We start from the raw sequence: 16,172 nt of genomic DNA, 5'->3' as shown, positions 1-16,172 counted from the left end.
AAAGCGCGGCGGGGCTAGTCCAGATCGATGCAGTGCACGGCGAAACGCCCGCTGGCGCGGTCGGCGTAGTAGTGCCGCAGCGTTTGCTTGACCGTGCGAAACGCAATCTCGTCCCAGGGAATGTCCTGCTCGGCGAACAGCTGCACTTCCATGGTCTCGGGGCCGGGATAGCACTTCTCGGCGCGCAGGCGTGCGCGGTAGAACACATGCACCTGGCCCACCCGAGGTACGCTGACGAGCGAGAACAGGGGTCCCATCTCGATATCGGCACCGGCCTCCTCATCGGTTTCGCGCTGTGCGCCCTGGGCGGTGGTCTCGCCCAGTTCCATGAAGCCCGCGGGAAGCGTCCACAGGCCGCGGCGCGGCTCGATGTTGCGCCGGCACAGCAGCACCCGGCCGTCGTCCATCACCGGAATGGTGCCGACGACGTTCAGCGGGTTCTCGTAGTGGATGGTGTGGCAGTGGGGGCAGACCGCGCGCTCCCGGGTGTCGCCATCGTCCGGGATGCGGTAGACGACGGCGGTGCCGCAGTTGCGGCAGAACTGGATGGGGCTGCGAAAGGTCATGGCGGAATATAAGCAAAAATCCCGGCGGACGCAGGGGTCGACGCCGGGAAATGGAGCTGCCCTGCGCCGCAGGGCAGGGCGCATCAGACGATGCGCACCGACAGCGGGGTCAGCCCGGCCACGCCGCCTTCGAGCAGATCGCCGCGCACCACCGCGCCCACGCCTTCGGGCGTGCCGGTCATGATCAGGTCGCCGGGCTGCAGCTTCCAGGCGGCCGACAGGTGCTCGATGGTCTCGGCGATGTTCCAGATCAGCTGCGTGACGTCGCTGCGCTGGCGGTCGGCGCCATTGACCTGCAGCCAGATTTCCGCCTGCTCCACGTTGCCGGCCTGCGCCGCGGGCGTGATGGGGCCGATGGGCGCGGAGAAGTCGAAAGCCTTGCCGATGGACCAGGGGCGGCCCTGCTTCTTCATCTCGTTTTGCAGGTCGCGGCGCGTCATGTCCAGGCCCACGGCGTAGCCGTAGATGTATTCGGCGGCATCGGCGGCGGCGATGTTCCTGCCGGCCTTGCCGATGGCCACGACCAGCTCGATCTCATGGTGCAGGTTGCTGGTGAGCGTGGGGTAGGGCATCTCGCCGGTGGTGCCGGCTTCCACAGGCAGCACCGCATGGGCCGGCTTGAGAAAGAAGAACGGCGCCTCGCGGCCGGTGAAGCCCATCTCCTTGGCGTGCTCGGCATAGTTGCGGCCGACGCAGAAGACGCGGCGCAGGGGAAAACGTTCGCTGCGGCCCACCACCGGCAGGCTGGCAACGTCTGCGGGTGCGAATACATAGTGCATAGGAATCTTTCACGGATGAAGGTAAATGCCCGCCGCGCCGGGCGCGGCCCGGGCAGCAGTGTGCCATGCAAAGCCGCGCATTCTTATATAAGACTGGATTTTTGCGCAGCTTGTTGCGCGCCCGCGCCATGCCCGGCGGCCGGCGCTGGCGTATGCTTGGCAGGCATGAAGCTGCACTCCTATTTCCGCTCCTCGGCCGCCTACCGCGTGCGCATCGCGCTGCAACTCAAGGGCCTGCCTTTCGACTACGTGCCGGTGCACCTGCTGCGCGGCGACCAGCGCGAGCCCGGCTACGTGGCCCGCACCGGCGACGCGCTGGTGCCCGCGCTGGAGCTGGACGAAGGGCAGCTGCTCACGCAGTCCATGGCCATCATCGAGTACCTGGAGGAAACCCACCCGGCGATCGCGCTGCTGCCCGGGGACCCGCTCGGCCGCGCCCAGGTGCGCGCGCTGGCGCAGATGATCGCCTGCGACATCCATCCGCTGAACAACCTGCGCGTGCTCAAGTACCTGGTCGGCCCGCTGGGAGTGTCCGACGAAGCCAAGACCGAGTGGTACCGGCACTGGGCCGGCACGGGGCTGCAAGCCGTCGAGCGCCGGCTCGGGCTGCTGGCCGACGAGCGCCGCGCTGGCGGCCTGCCCGAATCGCTCTATTGCTGGGGCAATGCGCCGGGCCTGGCCGATTGCTGCCTGATCCCGCAGGTCTTCAACGCGCGGCGTTTCGATCTCACGCTCGATGCGCTGCCGCGCATTGCCGCCATCGTCGAGCGCTGCGAAGCACTGCCGGCATTCGCGCTGGCCCACCCTGATGCCTGCCCGGACAAGCAATGAACCCCGCAGCCCCCTCCAGTGACTGGTTGGTCCCCGATTGGCCCGCGCCGGCAGGCGTGCAGGCGCTGTGCACCACGCGCGCCGGCGGCGTGAGCGCCGTGCCCTGGGATTCGCTCAACCTGGGCGATCACGTCGGCGACGCGGCGCGCGCCGTGCATGAAAACCGCGCGCGGCTGCGCGCCCGCATGGCCGGCGCGCAGCCGGTGTTCATGCGCCAGGTGCATGGCAGCGATGTGCTGGTGCTCGATGGCGTGACCACCCAGGGACTGGCCGCCGATGCCTGCGTGACGCTGGCGCCGGGGGTGGCCTGCACCGTCATGGTGGCCGACTGCCTGCCGGTGCTGTTTGCGCATGCCAGCGGCGCGGCCGTGGCGGCGGCCCATGCCGGTTGGCGCGGCTTGGCGGGCACGGTGCGCGCGGGCGGCCGCGCCGAGGGCGTGCTGGAAAGCACCTTCGTGCATTTCGCGTCGCAGCTCGAGCGAGCCGGCGTTGCGCGCCGCGCCGACATCGCGGGCCAGACGCTGGCTTGGTTGGGCCCTTGCATCGGCCCCACGGCCTTTGAAGTTGGCGAGGAGGTGCGCACCGCGCTGTGCCAGGGAAACCCTGACGCGCAGCGGCATTTTCAGCCGCAGCCGGCTGCGGGCAAATACCTGGCAGACCTGGCCGGCCTGGCGCGCCAGCGGCTGCAGGCCTTGGGCATCAATGCCATCCATGGCAATGACGGCACGGCCCCCTGGTGCACGGTGGGCAATCCTTCAGCGTTCTTCTCGCACCGGCGCGACGCCGCCCGGCTGGGCAGCAGCGGGCGCTTCGCCGCCTGCATCTGGCGCGATCCCGCCTGAAGCCTCCTGCGCCTTGGCACGGGCCTGCTCCCAGGCCTGCTGCTCGGCCTGCTGGCGCACGCGCAGCCGGCGCCGGCGCCCGGGCGTGCCCAGGATGTAGATCAGGATGGAGAGCGGCAGCAGGCCATAGAACACAAAGGTGATGAGCGCGCCCAGCACGCTGCCCATCGGGCTCGTGGCCTCGGCAATGGCCATCATCAAGGTGACATAGAGCCAGGCGATAACGACAAGGTACATGGGGTGCATCCGAGGTGGTGCTGAAAAGACCGGGGTGCAATGGCAAGCAGAGGTAAAAGCGTGTTCATTACATTGCCAGCGCATGCGCTCGTGGACAACAATGGAGGCACCTGGCCGTCTCGTCATCCCGCCTTTCCGGAATACGCATGAATTCTGACCCACTCCAGGGCTTTGCCCCGCAAATCCCGCAGATTTTCAGCCAGCAGTGGGCCCAGATGCTCGCCTTGCTGCATCCGCCGGGCAAGCCGGCCGATGCCCCGGCCGCCGATACCGCTTCGCCCGCTGCGCTGCGCTTCGACATGCAAAAGCTCATGGCGCTGCAGCAGCGCTACCAGTGCGAGCTGACCCGGCTGCTGAGCCATGCCGGTGCAGCGCCCGAGCCGCTCGAGGACAAGCGCTTTGCCGCCGACAGCTGGCGCAGCCATCCGGGCGCGGCGCTGATGGCGCAGGTCTATCTGCTCAATTCGCGCACGCTGCTGGGCCTGGCCGACGCGCTGGAGGCCGACGAGAAAACGCGCCGCCGCGTGCGCTTCGCCGTCGAGCAGTGGAGCGCGGCCTTCGCGCCCAGCAACATGCTGGCCTTCAACCCCGAAGCCCAGCGCAAGCTGCTGGATTCGCAGGGCGCGAGCCTGGCCAAGGGCATTTCCAACCTGCTGCGCGACATGCAGCAGGGCCACGTGTCCATGACCGATGAAAGCCTCTTCGAGGTCGGCCGCAACATGGCCACCACCGAAGGCGCGGTGGTGTTCGAGAACGACTTCTTCCAGCTGATCGAATACAAGCCGCTGACCGAGCAGGTGTTCGAGCGGCCGCTGCTGCTGGTGCCGCCGTGCATCAACAAGTACTACATTCTCGACCTGCAGCCCGAGAACTCGCTGATCCGCCACGCGGTGGCGCAGGGCCAGCGCAGCTTCGTCATCAGCTGGCGCAATCCCGACACCGGGCTGCAGCAGGCGACCTGGGACGACTACATCGAACAGGCGGTCATCACCGCCATCGGGGAAGTGCGCGAGATCGCCGGCAGCGGGCAGATCAACACGCTGGGCTTTTGCGTGGGCGGCACGATGCTGGCGTCGGCGCTTGCCGTGCTGGCCGCGCGCGGCGAAGCGCCCGTGGCCAGCGCCACGCTGCTCACCACGCTGCTGGACTTCAGCGACACCGGCATCCTCGACATCTTCATCGACGAGCCCTCGGTGAAGTTCCGCGAGTGGCAGATGGGCCAGGGCGGCCTGCTCAAGGGGCAGGAGCTGGCCTCCACCTTCAGCTTCCTGCGGCCCAACGAGCTGGTCTGGAACTATGTGGTGGGCAACTACCTGCAGGGCGAGACCCCGCCGCCCTTCGACCTGCTGTACTGGAACAGCGACGCCACCAACCTGCCCGGGCCGTTCTACGCCTGGTACCTGCGCAACATGTACCTGGAGAACAAGCTGGTGAAGCCCGGTGCGCTCACCGTCTGCGGCCAGGCGCTGGACCTGTCGCAGATCGACATGCCGGTCTATATCTATGGCTCGCGCGAGGACCATATCGTGCCGGCCGACGCGGCTTACGCCTCGACCCAATACCTGTCCGGCCCGCTGCGCTTCGTCCTGGGGGCCTCGGGGCATATCGCCGGAGTGATCAATCCGCCTGCGAAGAAGCGCCGCAGCCACTGGATCCGCGAGGACGGAGCGCTGCCCGCGAGCCTGGCCGAGTGGGTGGCAGGTGCCACCGAGCATGCGGGCAGCTGGTGGCACGACTGGAGCCAGTGGCTGGCGGCCCAGGGCGGCGCGCAGGTCGCGGCGCCGCAAGGCTACGGACGCGAGCCCATCGAGCCCGCCCCGGGACGTTATGTGCGGCAAAAAGCCGATGCAAATCGTTGACAATGTTGCACTGCAATATCCGTAGCATGGGGCGGTAGCTCGAGGGGCGATCGCCAGCAACAGGAGTCATCAAAGGACCATCATGGAAGACATCGTCATCGTTTCTGCTGTTCGTACCCCTGTAGGCAAGTTTGGCGGCTCGCTTGCCAAGATTCCCGCCACCGAGCTGGGCGCACTGGTCATTCGCGAAGCCCTGGGCCGCGCCAAGGTGCCGCTGGACCAGGTCGGCGAGGTCATCATGGGCCAGGTGCTCACCGCGGGCGCAGGCCAGAACCCTGCGCGCCAGGCCATGATGAAAGCCGGTGTCGCCAAGGAAACGCCGGCGCTGACCATCAACGCCGTCTGCGGCTCGGGCCTCAAGGCGGTGATGCTGGCAGCCCAGGCCGTGGCCACGGGCGACAGCGAGATCGTCGTGGCCGGCGGCCAGGAAAACATGAGCCTGTCGCCCCACGTGCTCAATGGCTCGCGCGACGGCCAGCGCATGGGCGACTGGAAGATGGTCGACACCATGATCGTCGACGGCCTGTGGGATGTCTACAACCAGTACCACATGGGCATCACCGCCGAGAACGTCGCCAGGGAAAACAGTGTGAGCCGCGAGATGCAGGATGCGCTGGCGCTGGCCAGCCAGCAGAAGGCGGCGGCCGCGCAGGACGCGGGCAAGTTTGTCGACGAGATCGTGCCGGTAGAGATCCCCCAGCGCAAGGGCGATCCGCTGCAGTTCGCCGCCGATGAGTACATCAACCGCAAGACCAACGCCGAGGCGCTGGGCGGCCTGCGTCCGGCCTTCGACAAGGCTGGCTCGGTGACCGCGGGCAATGCTTCGGGCCTCAACGACGGCGCGGCCGCGGTGGTGGTGATGTCGGCATCGAAGGCCCAGGCGCTGGGCCTGAAGCCGCTGGCGCGCATCGTGTCCTATGCGACCTCTGGCTTGGACCCGGCCACGATGGGCCTTGGCCCGGTATTTGCTAGCCGCAAGGCACTGGAGCGCGCCGGCTGGAAGGCCGAGGAAGTCGACCTGTTCGAGCTCAACGAGGCGTTCGCGGCCCAGGCCTGCGCCGTCAACCAGCAGCTGGGCATCGACCCGGCCAAGGTCAACGTCAATGGCGGCGCCATCGCGCTGGGCCACCCGATCGGCGCCTCGGGCTGCCGGGTGCTGGTCACGCTGCTGCACGAAATGCAGCGCAGCGGCGCGCGCCGCGGGCTGGCCGGGCTGTGCATCGGCGGCGGCATGGGCGTGGCGATGGCGGTGGAAAAGCTCTGAGGCGGTCGCGCTGCCGGACTTCGCCGATTTATTTGGCAGGTTCGGTGCCCGTCTCGGTTGCGGTGCCCTTCAAGTTGGATAGAGTGTCTTCATTGCGAGTGGTTTGTCCAGGAGAAATTTCATGAGTCAAAAAGTAGCGTATGTCACGGGGGGCATGGGAGGCATCGGCACGTCGATCTGCCAGCGTCTCTTCAAGGACGGCTTCAAGGTGATCGCCGGCTGCGGCCCGACGCGGGATTTCCAGAAATGGCTCAGCGAACAGAAGGACCAGGGCTTCGAGTTCCACGCCTCCGTCGGCAATGTCGGCGACTGGGACTCCACCTACAACGCCTTCAGCCAGGCCAAGGCCGAGCACGGCAGCATCGACGTGCTGGTCAACAATGCCGGCATCACGCGTGACCGCATGTTCCTGAAGATGACGCGCGAGGACTGGGATGCGGTCATCGAGACCAACCTGACCTCGATGTTCAACGTCACCAAGCAGGTGGTGGGCGACATGGTGGAAAAGGGCTGGGGCCGGATCATCAACATCAGCTCGGTCAACGGCGTCAAGGGCCAGTCGGGCCAGACCAACTACTCGGCCGCCAAGGCCGGCATGCACGGCTTCACGATGGCGCTTGCGCAGGAACTGGCAACCAAGGGCGTGACCGTCAACACCGTGAGCCCGGGCTACATCGGCACCGACATGGTCAAGGCCATCCGCCCCGAAGTGCTCGACAAGATCGTGGGCACCATTCCGGTGCGCCGCCTGGGCGAGCCGGGCGAGATCGCGTCGATCATCGCGTGGTTGGCGTCGGAGGATGGCGGCTATTCGACGGGGGCCGATTTTTCGGTCAACGGCGGGCTGCACATGCATTGAGGGGGATGGGGCGTGCTGATCACGCGCCCTCCGTTGGATTTATGCATGTTTTGACATAGGGCCGTCCATCCTTCGACGAGGCCGCCCCAGGCAGGCTCAGGGGGCCCGCCTAGGGCGAACGATATGAAACCGTTCGTCCTGAGCTTGTCGAAGGATGAAGGGCCTTCCCTCCAAATACCGTTCGGCTCGGAAAGGCCCAAAAGAAAAAACCCGCTGCGGCGGGTTTTTTTATTGCCGGTGGTGCGGCAGTTGAATTCGGGGGGCGCGGCATCTGCGATTGGATGCAGGCCCCAATGGAGAAATGCCTCGGGTCGGACTTGGCGCGACCCGGCACCGCGGGGAAGGGCGGCTTAGAAACGGGCCGGTGCGCGCTTGCGGTCGCGTTCGTCTTCGGGCCAGGCAAACATATGGGCAGTCGTGTTCATAGTAAAAGCTCCTTTCCTCCTACAACGGAGGGACGGTGCACCCCGTTGACAACCAAACGCAAATAAATGCAACGAAATCGCGATTTTTTTAAAAAAATTTGGCTTCATATCAAAATGCATAGCAAAAAACCAAGGCAATGCCTTGGTTTTCCAGCGTTTTGGGAGTTGGTTGGCGGCTTACGAATCGTTTCCAGCCTGCGCCGTCAACCCCTCGATCAGTTCATTGAGCTCCAGCCAGCGTTCCTCCAGCGCATCGATCTCGTCGTTGCAGGCTTTGAGCCGCTTGCCGCAGTCCACGATCTCCGCCGGCGGCAGCGGCTCGGTCAGGCGTTGCTCGATCTGGTCACGCTCGGCGGTGCGCTGCGCCAGCTTCCTGTCGTTGGCTTCGAGCTCCTTCTTGAAGGGCCGCAGCCGGTCGGCAAGTTCCTGGCGTGCCAGCGCGGCCAGGCGACGCTGCTCCTTCTGATCGAGGGCCGGTGCCGCGACGGCCGGCGCCGCAGCTGCGGCCACAACCGGCGCGGGTGCGGCCACCGCCGCCGGAGCCAGCGCAGGCGCCGGCGCCGCGGCGGGCTGGGCCTCGTCGTTCTTCGCTTCCTCGCGCAGGCGCCGGGATTCCTCCAGCAGATAGCGCTGGTAGTCGTCCAGGTCGCCGTCGAAGGGGCCGACGGCGCCGCGGCCCACCATCCAGAACTCGTCGCACACCGCGCGCAGCAGCGCCCGGTCGTGGCTGACCAGCATGACGGTGCCCTCGAACTCGTTGAGCGCCATCGACAGCGCCTCGCGCGTCGCCAGGTCCAGGTGGTTGGTGGGCTCGTCAAGCAGCAGCAGGTTGGGGCGCTGCCAGACGATCATCGCCAGCACCAGCCGCGCCTTCTCGCCGCCGCTCATCGTGCCCACGGCCTGCTTGACCATGTCGCCGGTGAAATTGAAGGTGCCCAGGTAGCTGCGAAGGTCCTGCTCGCGCGAGGGCTCGCGGCTGTTCGGGCCCATCTCGCGCGCCAGGCGGATCATGTGCTCGAGCGGGCTTTCCCCCGGCCGCAGCACATCGAGCTCCTGCTGCGCGAAGTAGCCGATGTTCAGGCCCTTGCCTTCGGTGACCTGGCCCGCCAGCGCACCCATCTCGTGCGCGATGGTCTTGACCAGCGTCGACTTGCCCTGGCCGTTGGCGCCCAGGATGCCGATGCGCTGTCCGGCCAGCACCGAGCGGTTGACATTGCGCAGGATGATCGTGTCGTCGCCATCCTCGCCGCGGTAGCCGAAGGAGGCGTCCGAGATCGCCAGCATCGGGTTTGGCAGGTTCAGCGGCTCCTTGAAGCCGAAGGTGAAGTCGGCCTCGGCCAGCACCGGGCCGATCTTCTCCATGCGCTCGAGCGCCTTGACGCGGCTTTGCGCCTGCTTGGCCTTGGAGGCCTTGGCCTTGAAGCGGTCGATGAACTTCTGCAGGTGGGCGATCTTCTCCTGCTGCTTGGCGTAGGTGGCGCCCTGCAGTTCCAGCTGCTGCGCGCGCAGCTCCTCGAACTTGCTGTAATTGCCGCCGTAGCGGTTGAGCTGCGCGGCATTGATCTGCAGCGTGACGGTAGTCACGGCATCGAGGAATTCGCGGTCGTGGCTGATGACGATCATCGTGCCCGCATAGCGCTTGAGCCAGGCTTCGAGCCAGACCAGCGCGTCGAGGTCCAGGTGGTTGGTGGGCTCGTCCAGCAGCAGCAGATCGGAGGGGCACATCAGCGCGCGCGCCAGCTGCAGGCGCATGCGCCAGCCGCCGGAGAAGCTGTCGACGGGGTTTTCCAGCTCGGAAGAGCGGAACCCCAGCCCCAGGATCAGCGCCTGCGCGCGCGACACCGCATCGTGCGCGCCGGCATCCGCCAGGTCGCAATAGGCCTGCGCGATCGCCATGCCGTCGTCGCTGGCCTCGGCGGCGGCCAGCTGCTGCTGCACCTCGGCCAGGCGCGTGTCGCCGTCGAGCACGAACTGCGTGGCCGACTCGCTGGTCTCGGGCATGTTCTGCGCCACCTGGGCCATGCGCCAGTGGCGCGGCATGGAGAATTCGCCGCCGTCCTCGGCCAGCGCGCCGGTGAACAGCGCGAACAGCGTGGACTTGCCGGCGCCGTTGCGGCCCACCAGGCCGACCTTCTCGCCCGGGTTGATGGTGGTCGTCACCTGGTCGAGCAGCACTTTGGCCGACCGGCGCAGGGTCACGTTCTTGAGGGTAATCATGTCGAATTCCAGGGCGTGGCAGGGCCACGGGTGCCGGCGCCATGCGCCTGGCTGAAAAGAAAGCGCCGGCGCGATGCCAGGCGGGTGTTCAGAGCGTGCCCAGCGCGTGGCGCACCAGCGCCTCGCGCGTGATCAGCAGCACCTGCTCGTCGCCCGAGGAGGTCTCGAGCCAGAACACCGGCAGCTGCGCAAACGCCGCCTCGAAATACGCGCGCTCGTTGCCGATCTCCAGGATCAGGATGCCGTGCTCGCGCATACGACTGGGCGCGTCGCGCAGCAGCTGCCCGATGAAATCCATGCCGTCGGTGCCGCCGGCCAGCGCCAGCACCGGTTCGGCCTGGTATTCGGCGGGCAGCTGGGCCATGCTGGCCGCGTTGACGTAAGGCGGGTTGCACAGGATCAGATCCCAGGGACCGGGCACCTGCGCCATGCCGTCGGATTCCACCAGCGTCACACGCTCCTGCAGCGCATGGCGCTGCACATTGATGCGCGCCACCGCCAGCGCGTCGGGCGAGAGGTCCGCGCCCGTGACCTGCACGTCGGGATAGGCCATGGCCGCCAGGCAGGCCAGGCTGCCGTTGCCGGTGCACAGGTCCAGCACGTCGTGCGTCTCGTCGCTGAGCCAGTGATCGATAGAGCCATCGGCCAGGATCTCGGCAATGAAGCTGCGCGGCACGATCGAGCGTTCGTCGATATAGAAGGGCACGCCCTGCAGCCATGCCTCGCGCGTGAGATAGGCGGCGGGCTTGCGCGTGCGGATGCGTTCGTCGAACAGCGCGGCCACCTCGGCCTGCTGCGCTTCGGCGACAGGCTGTGCGGCCAGCGCGGGATCGTCCAGGTCGCTGTCCAGGGCAATGCCCAGGCGCCACAGCACCAGCCAGGTGGCTTCGTCGTGGGCATTGCTGGTGCCGTGGCCAAAGGCCACGCCCGCGCGGGTCAGTGCGCTGGCGCCGGACGCGATGAGCGCGCCAACGGTCGTGCCGTGCACGGCTTGGGGTTCGGTCATGGATCTTTCGTTCACGCCGCGGCCGGTGCACCCAGGGCCTGTGCGGCCTGGGCATGCAGGTTTTCCAGCGTGCGGCGGTAGATGTTGGTGAGCGGCGCGATATCGGCCAGGGCGATATTTTCGTCGATCTTGTGGATGCTGGCGTTGGGTGGGCCCATTTCAATGACCTGCTCGCAGATCTGCGCGATGAAACGCCCGTCGCTGGTGCCGCCCGTGGTCGACAGCTCGGTCTGCAGGCCGGTCTCGTCGGCAATGGCCTGCTGCACCGCGCGCACCAGCTCGCCCGGCGTGGTCAGGAAGGGCTGGCCGCCAATGGTCCAGTCCAGCCTGTATTCCAGGCCATGGCTGTCGAGGATCGTGTGTACCTGCGCCTGCAGGCCCTCGGCCGTCGATTCGGTGCAGAAGCGGAAGTTGAAGTCCACCACCACGCTGCCCGGAATGATGTTGCTGGCGCCCGTGCCGCCGTGGATGTTGCTGATCTGCCAGCTGGTGGGCGGGAAGAAGGCATTGCCCTGGTCCCAGGCGGTGGCCGCGAGCTCGGTCAGTGCCGGCACCGCCTGGTGGATGGGATTGCGCGCCAGCTGCGGATAGGCGATGTGGCCCTGAATGCCCAGCACCGTGAGCTTGCCGCTCATGGTGCCGCGGCGCCCGTTCTTGATCATGTCGCCGGTGCGCTCCACCGAGGTCGGTTCGCCGACGATGCAGTAGTCCAGGCGTTCGCCGCGCGCCTTGAACTGCTCGACCACGACCTTGGTGCCGTCCACCGAGGGGCCTTCCTCGTCGCTGGTCAGCAGGAAGGCAATGTCGATCAGCGGCTCGGGCGTGCCGGCCAGGAATTCCTCGGCGGCGACGACGAAGGCCGCGATCGAGGTCTTCATGTCGCTGGCGCCGCGGCCGTAGAGCCGGCCGTCGCGATGCGTGGGCGAAAACGGCGGGCTGCTCCACTGCTCCAGCGGGCCCGTGGGCACGACATCGGTGTGGCCGGCGAACACCACGGTCTTGCGCGCGGCACCGGTCGTTCCCGTGCGCTTGGCATAGAGGTTGCGGACGCGAAAGCTCTCCGGGCCGCTGTCGAGGCGCTCGCAGTCGAAGCCCAGCGGCGCCAGGCGCGCGGCAATCAGTTCGAGACAGCCCGCATCTTCGGGCGTGACGGAGGGGCGGCTGATCAGTTGCTCGGCCAGTTGCAGGGTACGGGACATGGGGAATACGTGGGTGGGTGCCGGGCGGCGGCCCCCCGTCGGCGCTCAGCCGCGGGAGTCGATGTCCAGCACGATATCGGTAAAGGAGGCTTGTTCGTCGGCGCCGGGCGCCGCGGCCTTGGGGTCAGTGCCCGGCGCAGGCGGCGGCGCCGGCTTGGCCGGCGAGAAATCGTTTTGCAGCCGCCACATCAGGTTGGTCGGCGAGTCGGCGTGCGCCAGCCCTTCCTTGCGGTCGATGGTGCCCGCCAGGATCAGCGCGGCCAAGGCCTCCTCGAAGGTCTGCGAGCCCTCGGCCATGGATTTCTCCATGGCCTCGCGCACCCCCCGAGAAATCGCCTTTCTCGATCAGGTCGGCCACCAGCTTGGTGTTGAGCATGACTTCCACCGCCGGCACGCGCAGGCCCGCGGGCGTGCGCACCAGGCGCTGCGAGATGACGGCGCGCAGCGCGGCCGCGAGGTCGCCCAGCATGGCTTCGCGCACTTCGACCGGGTAGAAGCTCAGGATGCGGCTGAGCGCGTGGTAGCTGTTGTTGGCATGCAGCGTCGCCAGGCACAGGTGGCCCGACTGCGCATAGGCCAGCGCCGCCGACATGGTCTCGCGGTCGCGGATCTCGCCGATCAGGATCACGTCGGGCGCCTGGCGCAGCGCGTTCTTCAGCGCCGTCGGCAGCGACTGCGTGTCGCTGCCGATCTCGCGCTGGTTGACGATGGAGCGCTGGTTGCGGAACTGGTATTCGATCGGGTCCTCGATGGTGAGGATATGGCCCGTGACGTTCTTGTTGCGCTCGTCGATCATCGACGCCAGCGTCGTGCTCTTGCCCGAGCCCGTGGCGCCCACGACCAGCAGCAGCCCGCGCTTTTGCAGGATCAGCTCGCTGAGCACCGGCGGCAGGTTCAAGGTCTCGAGCGCGGGAATGTGCTGGGCGATGAAGCGGATCACCACCGCGAAGCTGCCGCGCTGGCGCATGGCGCTGACGCGAAAGCGCCCCACGCCGCGCAGCGGCACGCCCATGTTGAGCTCGCCCGTCTCCTCGAGCTCCTGCATGCGCTCGGGCGGCACGATCTCGGCCAGCAGGCTGCGCGGCGCATCGGGCGGCAGCAGCTGGTTGTTGATCGGCACGCACTCGCCGTGGATCTTGATCAGCGCGGGCGCGTTGGCGGACAGGTAGACGTCGGATGCCTGCTTTTCCCCCATCAGGCGCAGGATTCGCTCCATGGTGCTCATGCAAGTTCCTCAAGGGCAGGGTGGGACGGCGCCCGGCTGCATCACGCAGGCCGGGCGCATGCAGCGCGGTTCAGTCGCGCAGCAGATCGTTCAGGCTGGTGGTCGAGCGCGTCTTGGCGTCGACCTTCTTGACGATGATCGCGGCGTACATGCTGTAGCGGCCATTGTCCTTGGGCAGGTTGCCCGACACCACTACCGAGCCGGCGGGCACGCGGCCATAGCTGATCTCGCCCGTGGCGCGGTCGTAGATCGGGGTGCTCTGCCCGATGTAGACGCCCATCGAAACGACCGAGTTCTCCTCGACGATCACGCCCTCGACGATTTCCGAGCGTGCGCCGATGAAGCAGTTGTCCTCGATGATCGTGGGGTTGGCCTGCAGGGGCTCGAGCACGCCGCCCAGGCCCACGCCGCCCGACAGGTGGACGTTCTTGCCAACCTGCGCGCAGGAGCCGACGGTGGCCCAGGTGTCGACCATGGTGCCTTCGCCCACATAGGCGCCGATGTTGACGTAGGAGGGCATCAGGATCGCGCCCTTGGCCATGAACGAGCCGCGGCGCGCCACGGCGGGCGGCACCACGCGCACGCCGGTGGCGGCGATCTCGGCTTCCGACATGCCCTGGTACTTGGTGGGGACCTTGTCGTAGAAGTTCAGGCCGCCGGCGGTGATCAGCTCGTTGTCCTTGAGGCGGAACGACAGCAGCACGGCCTTCTTGATCCACTGGTGCACGGTCCACTGGCCCACGCCTTCCTGGGTGGCGACGCGCATCTTGCCGGCGTCGAGCTGGGCGATGACATGCTCGACGGCGTCGAGGATTTCCGCGGGGGCGCTGGCGCTGCTCAGGCTGGCGCGGTTTTCCCAGGCGTTGTCGATGATGGATTGCAGTTGCTGAGTCATGAAACTACTTCTTCAGGTTTTGGATGAATTGGACGATGCGCCGGGCCGCCTCGAGGCATTCCTCGGTCTCGGCCACCAGGGCCATGCGCACGCGGTTGGCGCCGGGGTTGTGGCCGGCGACATCCCGGGCCAGATAGCTGCCCGGCAGGACCGTGACATTGTATTGAGCATAGAGCGCGCGCGCGAACTCGGTGTCGTCCATCCCCAGGGATTCGGGAACACCGGCCCACAGATAGAAACCGGCGTCGGGCAGGCGCACGTCCATCACGCTTTCGAGCACCGGCGTGACTTCGGCGAACTTCTGCCGGTACTGGCGGCGGTTCTCGACCACATGCTGCTCGTCGTTCCAGGCGGCGATGCTCGCTTCCTGCACGGCCGGGCCCATGGCGCCGCCGTGGTAGGTGCGATACAGCAGGAAGGCCTTGAGCAGGGCCGCATCGCCGGCGACGAAGCCGCTGCGCAGCCCAGGCACATTGCTGCGCTTGGACAGGCTGGTGAAGGACACCAGGTTCTTGAAGTCGTTGCGGCCCAGCTTGATCGCGGCCTCGAGCCCGCCCAGCGGTGCTTCCTCGCGGAAGTAGATCTCGCTGTAGCACTCGTCGGAGGCGATGACGAAGCCATGGCGGTCCGACAGGGCAAACAGCTTCTCCCATTCGCTGAGCGGCATCACCGCGCCCGTGGGGTTGCCCGGCGAGCAGACGAACAGCAGCTGCGTGTCCTGCCAGACCGACTCTGGCACGCTGTCCCAGTCCACGGCGAAGTTGCGCGCCGGATCGCTGGGCACGTAGACCGGCTTGGCGCCGGCCAGCAGCGCCGCGCCTTCATAGATCTGATAGAAGGGATTGGGGCAGACCACGGTGGCACCGGAGCGCGTCGGGTCGATCACGGTCTGCGCGAAGGAAAACAGCGCCTCGCGCGAGCCGTTGACGGGCAGCACCTGCGTGGCGGCATCGAGCGCCAGGCCATAGCGCCGGTTCATCCACTGCGCGCAGGCCTCGCGCAGACGCGGGTCGCCGCCCGTGGCCGGGTACTTGGCCAGGGCGCCCGGGCTGTTGCCCAGCACCTCTTCAATGAAGGGCGGCGTGGGGTGGCGCGGCTCGCCGATGCCCAGGCTGATGGCACGGTACGCGGGCGCGGGCGTGACCCCCGCGAAAAGCTGTCGCAGCCGCTCGAACGGGTAGGGCTGCAGGAGATGGAGCAGGGGATTCATTGCCCGCATTATCCATGCTGCGGCGGGCAGCGCCGAATTCGGCGCCCGCCGGATTCAGGTCCGGGCGCGCTGGGCGCGCGCCCGTGCCAGGGCGGCGGCAATGGCGGCTTTCTTGGGATCCACCGCCGCCGCCGGCGCAGCAGCCGCTTGCACCGCGGCCGGCACCTCGGCTGGCGCCAACGCCACCTCCAGCCCCGCTGCCATGGCCGCCTTGGGCGCGGCCGCGCGTGCCGATCCGCCCAGGCGCTTTTGCCGGCGGACATAGCGCGCCAGCGCATGCTCCGCCTGCGGCTGTGACCACGCCGCCCAGCCGGTGGCGCTGCCGCTGGCCGGGGTCAGGCTGATGCAGTCGACCGGGCAGACGGGAATGCACAGCTCGCAGCCGGTGCAATGCGGCGCGATCACGGTGTGCATGCGCTTGTTGGCGCCGACGATGGCATCGATGGGGCAGGCCTTGATGCACAGCGTGCAGCCGATGCACCAGTTCTCGTCGATCAGGGCCAGCGTGCGCGGCGCCTCCTGGCCATGCGCCGCGGACAAAGGCAGCACCGGATGGCCGGTGATGGCCGCGAGCCGGGCAATGCCCTCGGCGCCGCCGGGCGGGCATTGGTTGATGGGCGCATCGCCCGCGGCAATGGCCTGCGCATAGGCGGCGCAGTCGGGATAGCCGCAGCGCGTGCACTGGGTCTGCGGCAAGGCGGCGTCTATGCGAGCCGCCAGGCCGGTCAAGGCGGAGGCGGGCATGGACGCGACCTCCT

At 67.5% G+C, this 16,172-nt stretch carries 14 protein-coding genes and 1 pseudogene; 5 read left to right on the top strand and 10 right to left on the bottom strand.

The window, feature by feature from the left end:
- Positions 1-14: 14 nt before the first annotated feature.
- Positions 15-566 carry an NUDIX hydrolase gene (locus M9799_RS16610; RefSeq protein WP_231042419.1) on the bottom strand — a complete coding sequence of 184 codons (552 nt, stop codon included), beginning with the start codon at positions 564-566 and terminating at the stop codon, positions 15-17.
- 83 nt (positions 567-649) lie between these two features.
- The gene (locus M9799_RS16605; RefSeq protein WP_231042418.1) at positions 650-1,345 is read right to left on the bottom strand and encodes a fumarylacetoacetate hydrolase family protein; all 696 of its coding nucleotides are present in this window, start codon (positions 1,343-1,345) and stop codon (positions 650-652) included.
- A 165-nt stretch (positions 1,346-1,510) separates the two neighbouring features.
- Between M9799_RS16605 and maiA the strand changes: the two genes are divergently transcribed.
- Entirely contained in the window at positions 1,511-2,176 is a 666-nt protein-coding gene (gene maiA / locus M9799_RS16600) for a maleylacetoacetate isomerase (RefSeq protein ID WP_231042417.1), read from the top strand.
- Positions 2,173-3,018, top strand: a complete 846-nt coding sequence (pgeF, locus tag M9799_RS16595; RefSeq protein ID WP_231042416.1) for a peptidoglycan editing factor PgeF — start codon at positions 2,173-2,175, stop codon at positions 3,016-3,018. The genes maiA and pgeF overlap by 4 nt, the downstream gene beginning before the upstream one ends.
- Here the strand turns inward: pgeF and M9799_RS16590 are convergent.
- A complete protein-coding gene (locus tag M9799_RS16590) occupies positions 2,932-3,255 on the bottom strand; it encodes a hypothetical protein (RefSeq protein WP_231042415.1) in 324 nt (107 codons plus the stop codon). The genes pgeF and M9799_RS16590 overlap by 87 nt on opposite strands.
- Before the next feature lie 146 nt (positions 3,256-3,401).
- On the opposite strand from M9799_RS16590, the gene M9799_RS16585 reads away from it, so the two are divergent.
- From M9799_RS16585 to phbB, 3 genes are all read left to right on the top strand, one after another.
- Positions 3,402-5,114: a PHA/PHB synthase family protein gene (locus M9799_RS16585; RefSeq protein ID WP_231042414.1), complete on the top strand. Its 1,713-nt coding sequence runs from the start codon at positions 3,402-3,404 to the stop codon at positions 5,112-5,114.
- Positions 5,115-5,196: 82 nt separating this feature from the next.
- Positions 5,197-6,378: an acetyl-CoA C-acetyltransferase gene (locus tag M9799_RS16580; RefSeq protein ID WP_231042413.1), complete on the top strand. Its 1,182-nt coding sequence runs from the start codon at positions 5,197-5,199 to the stop codon at positions 6,376-6,378.
- 121 nt (positions 6,379-6,499) lie between these two features.
- A complete protein-coding gene (phbB, locus tag M9799_RS16575) occupies positions 6,500-7,237 on the top strand; it encodes an acetoacetyl-CoA reductase (protein WP_231042412.1) in 738 nt (245 codons plus the stop codon).
- 602 nt (positions 7,238-7,839) lie between these two features.
- Here phbB and M9799_RS16570 read toward each other — a convergent pair.
- The 7 genes and pseudogenes from M9799_RS16570 to rsxB form a co-directional block, all read right to left on the bottom strand.
- Positions 7,840-9,879 carry an ABC-F family ATP-binding cassette domain-containing protein gene (locus M9799_RS16570; RefSeq protein ID WP_231042411.1) on the bottom strand — a complete coding sequence of 680 codons (2,040 nt, stop codon included), beginning with the start codon at positions 9,877-9,879 and terminating at the stop codon, positions 7,840-7,842.
- Positions 9,880-9,967: 88 nt separating this feature from the next.
- The gene (gene prmB / locus M9799_RS16565) at positions 9,968-10,885 is read right to left on the bottom strand and encodes a 50S ribosomal protein L3 N(5)-glutamine methyltransferase (protein ID WP_231042410.1); all 918 of its coding nucleotides are present in this window, start codon (positions 10,883-10,885) and stop codon (positions 9,968-9,970) included.
- An 11-nt stretch (positions 10,886-10,896) separates the two neighbouring features.
- Positions 10,897-12,084: a succinyl-diaminopimelate desuccinylase gene (dapE, locus tag M9799_RS16560; RefSeq protein WP_231042409.1), complete on the bottom strand. Its 1,188-nt coding sequence runs from the start codon at positions 12,082-12,084 to the stop codon at positions 10,897-10,899.
- A gap of 45 nt (positions 12,085-12,129) precedes the next feature.
- Positions 12,130-13,309: pseudogene (locus M9799_RS16555) on the bottom strand (PilT/PilU family type 4a pilus ATPase).
- Positions 13,310-13,379: 70 nt separating this feature from the next.
- Positions 13,380-14,204 (bottom strand): 2,3,4,5-tetrahydropyridine-2,6-dicarboxylate N-succinyltransferase, encoded by an 825-nt coding sequence (dapD, locus tag M9799_RS16550; protein ID WP_231042407.1) that lies wholly within the window; start codon positions 14,202-14,204, stop codon positions 13,380-13,382.
- Positions 14,205-14,208: 4 nt separating this feature from the next.
- A complete protein-coding gene (dapC, locus tag M9799_RS16545; protein ID WP_231042406.1) occupies positions 14,209-15,414 on the bottom strand; it encodes a succinyldiaminopimelate transaminase in 1,206 nt (401 codons plus the stop codon).
- A gap of 54 nt (positions 15,415-15,468) precedes the next feature.
- Positions 15,469-16,158 carry an electron transport complex subunit RsxB gene (rsxB, locus tag M9799_RS16540; protein WP_231042405.1) on the bottom strand — a complete coding sequence of 230 codons (690 nt, stop codon included), beginning with the start codon at positions 16,156-16,158 and terminating at the stop codon, positions 15,469-15,471.
- Between the last annotated feature and the right edge of the window lie 14 nt (positions 16,159-16,172).

Origin of the sequence: Comamonas endophytica (assembly GCF_023634805.2) — a bacterium.
Classification (GTDB): Bacteria; Pseudomonadota; Gammaproteobacteria; order Burkholderiales; family Burkholderiaceae_C; genus Comamonas; species Comamonas endophytica.
This window is presented reverse-complemented; position numbering and strand designations above follow the sequence as displayed.

Coding starts and splice junctions, on each gene's coding strand:
- dapC (WP_231042406.1), bottom strand. CDS start 15,414: ATGAATCCCCTGCTCCATCTCCTGCAGCCCTACCCGTTCGAGCGGCTG.
- dapD (WP_231042407.1), bottom strand. CDS start 14,204: ATGACTCAGCAACTGCAATCCATCATCGACAACGCCTGGGAAAACCGC.
- M9799_RS16585 (WP_231042414.1), top strand. CDS start 3,402: ATGAATTCTGACCCACTCCAGGGCTTTGCCCCGCAAATCCCGCAGATT.
- M9799_RS16610 (WP_231042419.1), bottom strand. CDS start 566: ATGACCTTTCGCAGCCCCATCCAGTTCTGCCGCAACTGCGGCACCGCC.
- phbB (WP_231042412.1), top strand. CDS start 6,500: ATGAGTCAAAAAGTAGCGTATGTCACGGGGGGCATGGGAGGCATCGGC.
- dapE (WP_231042409.1), bottom strand. CDS start 12,084: ATGTCCCGTACCCTGCAACTGGCCGAGCAACTGATCAGCCGCCCCTCC.
- M9799_RS16605 (WP_231042418.1), bottom strand. CDS start 1,345: ATGCACTATGTATTCGCACCCGCAGACGTTGCCAGCCTGCCGGTGGTG.
- M9799_RS16570 (WP_231042411.1), bottom strand. CDS start 9,879: ATGATTACCCTCAAGAACGTGACCCTGCGCCGGTCGGCCAAAGTGCTG.
- pgeF (WP_231042416.1), top strand. CDS start 2,173: ATGAACCCCGCAGCCCCCTCCAGTGACTGGTTGGTCCCCGATTGGCCC.
- maiA (WP_231042417.1), top strand. CDS start 1,511: ATGAAGCTGCACTCCTATTTCCGCTCCTCGGCCGCCTACCGCGTGCGC.
- rsxB (WP_231042405.1), bottom strand. CDS start 16,158: ATGCCCGCCTCCGCCTTGACCGGCCTGGCGGCTCGCATAGACGCCGCC.
- M9799_RS16590 (WP_231042415.1), bottom strand. CDS start 3,255: ATGTACCTTGTCGTTATCGCCTGGCTCTATGTCACCTTGATGATGGCC.
- M9799_RS16580 (WP_231042413.1), top strand. CDS start 5,197: ATGGAAGACATCGTCATCGTTTCTGCTGTTCGTACCCCTGTAGGCAAG.
- prmB (WP_231042410.1), bottom strand. CDS start 10,885: ATGACCGAACCCCAAGCCGTGCACGGCACGACCGTTGGCGCGCTCATC.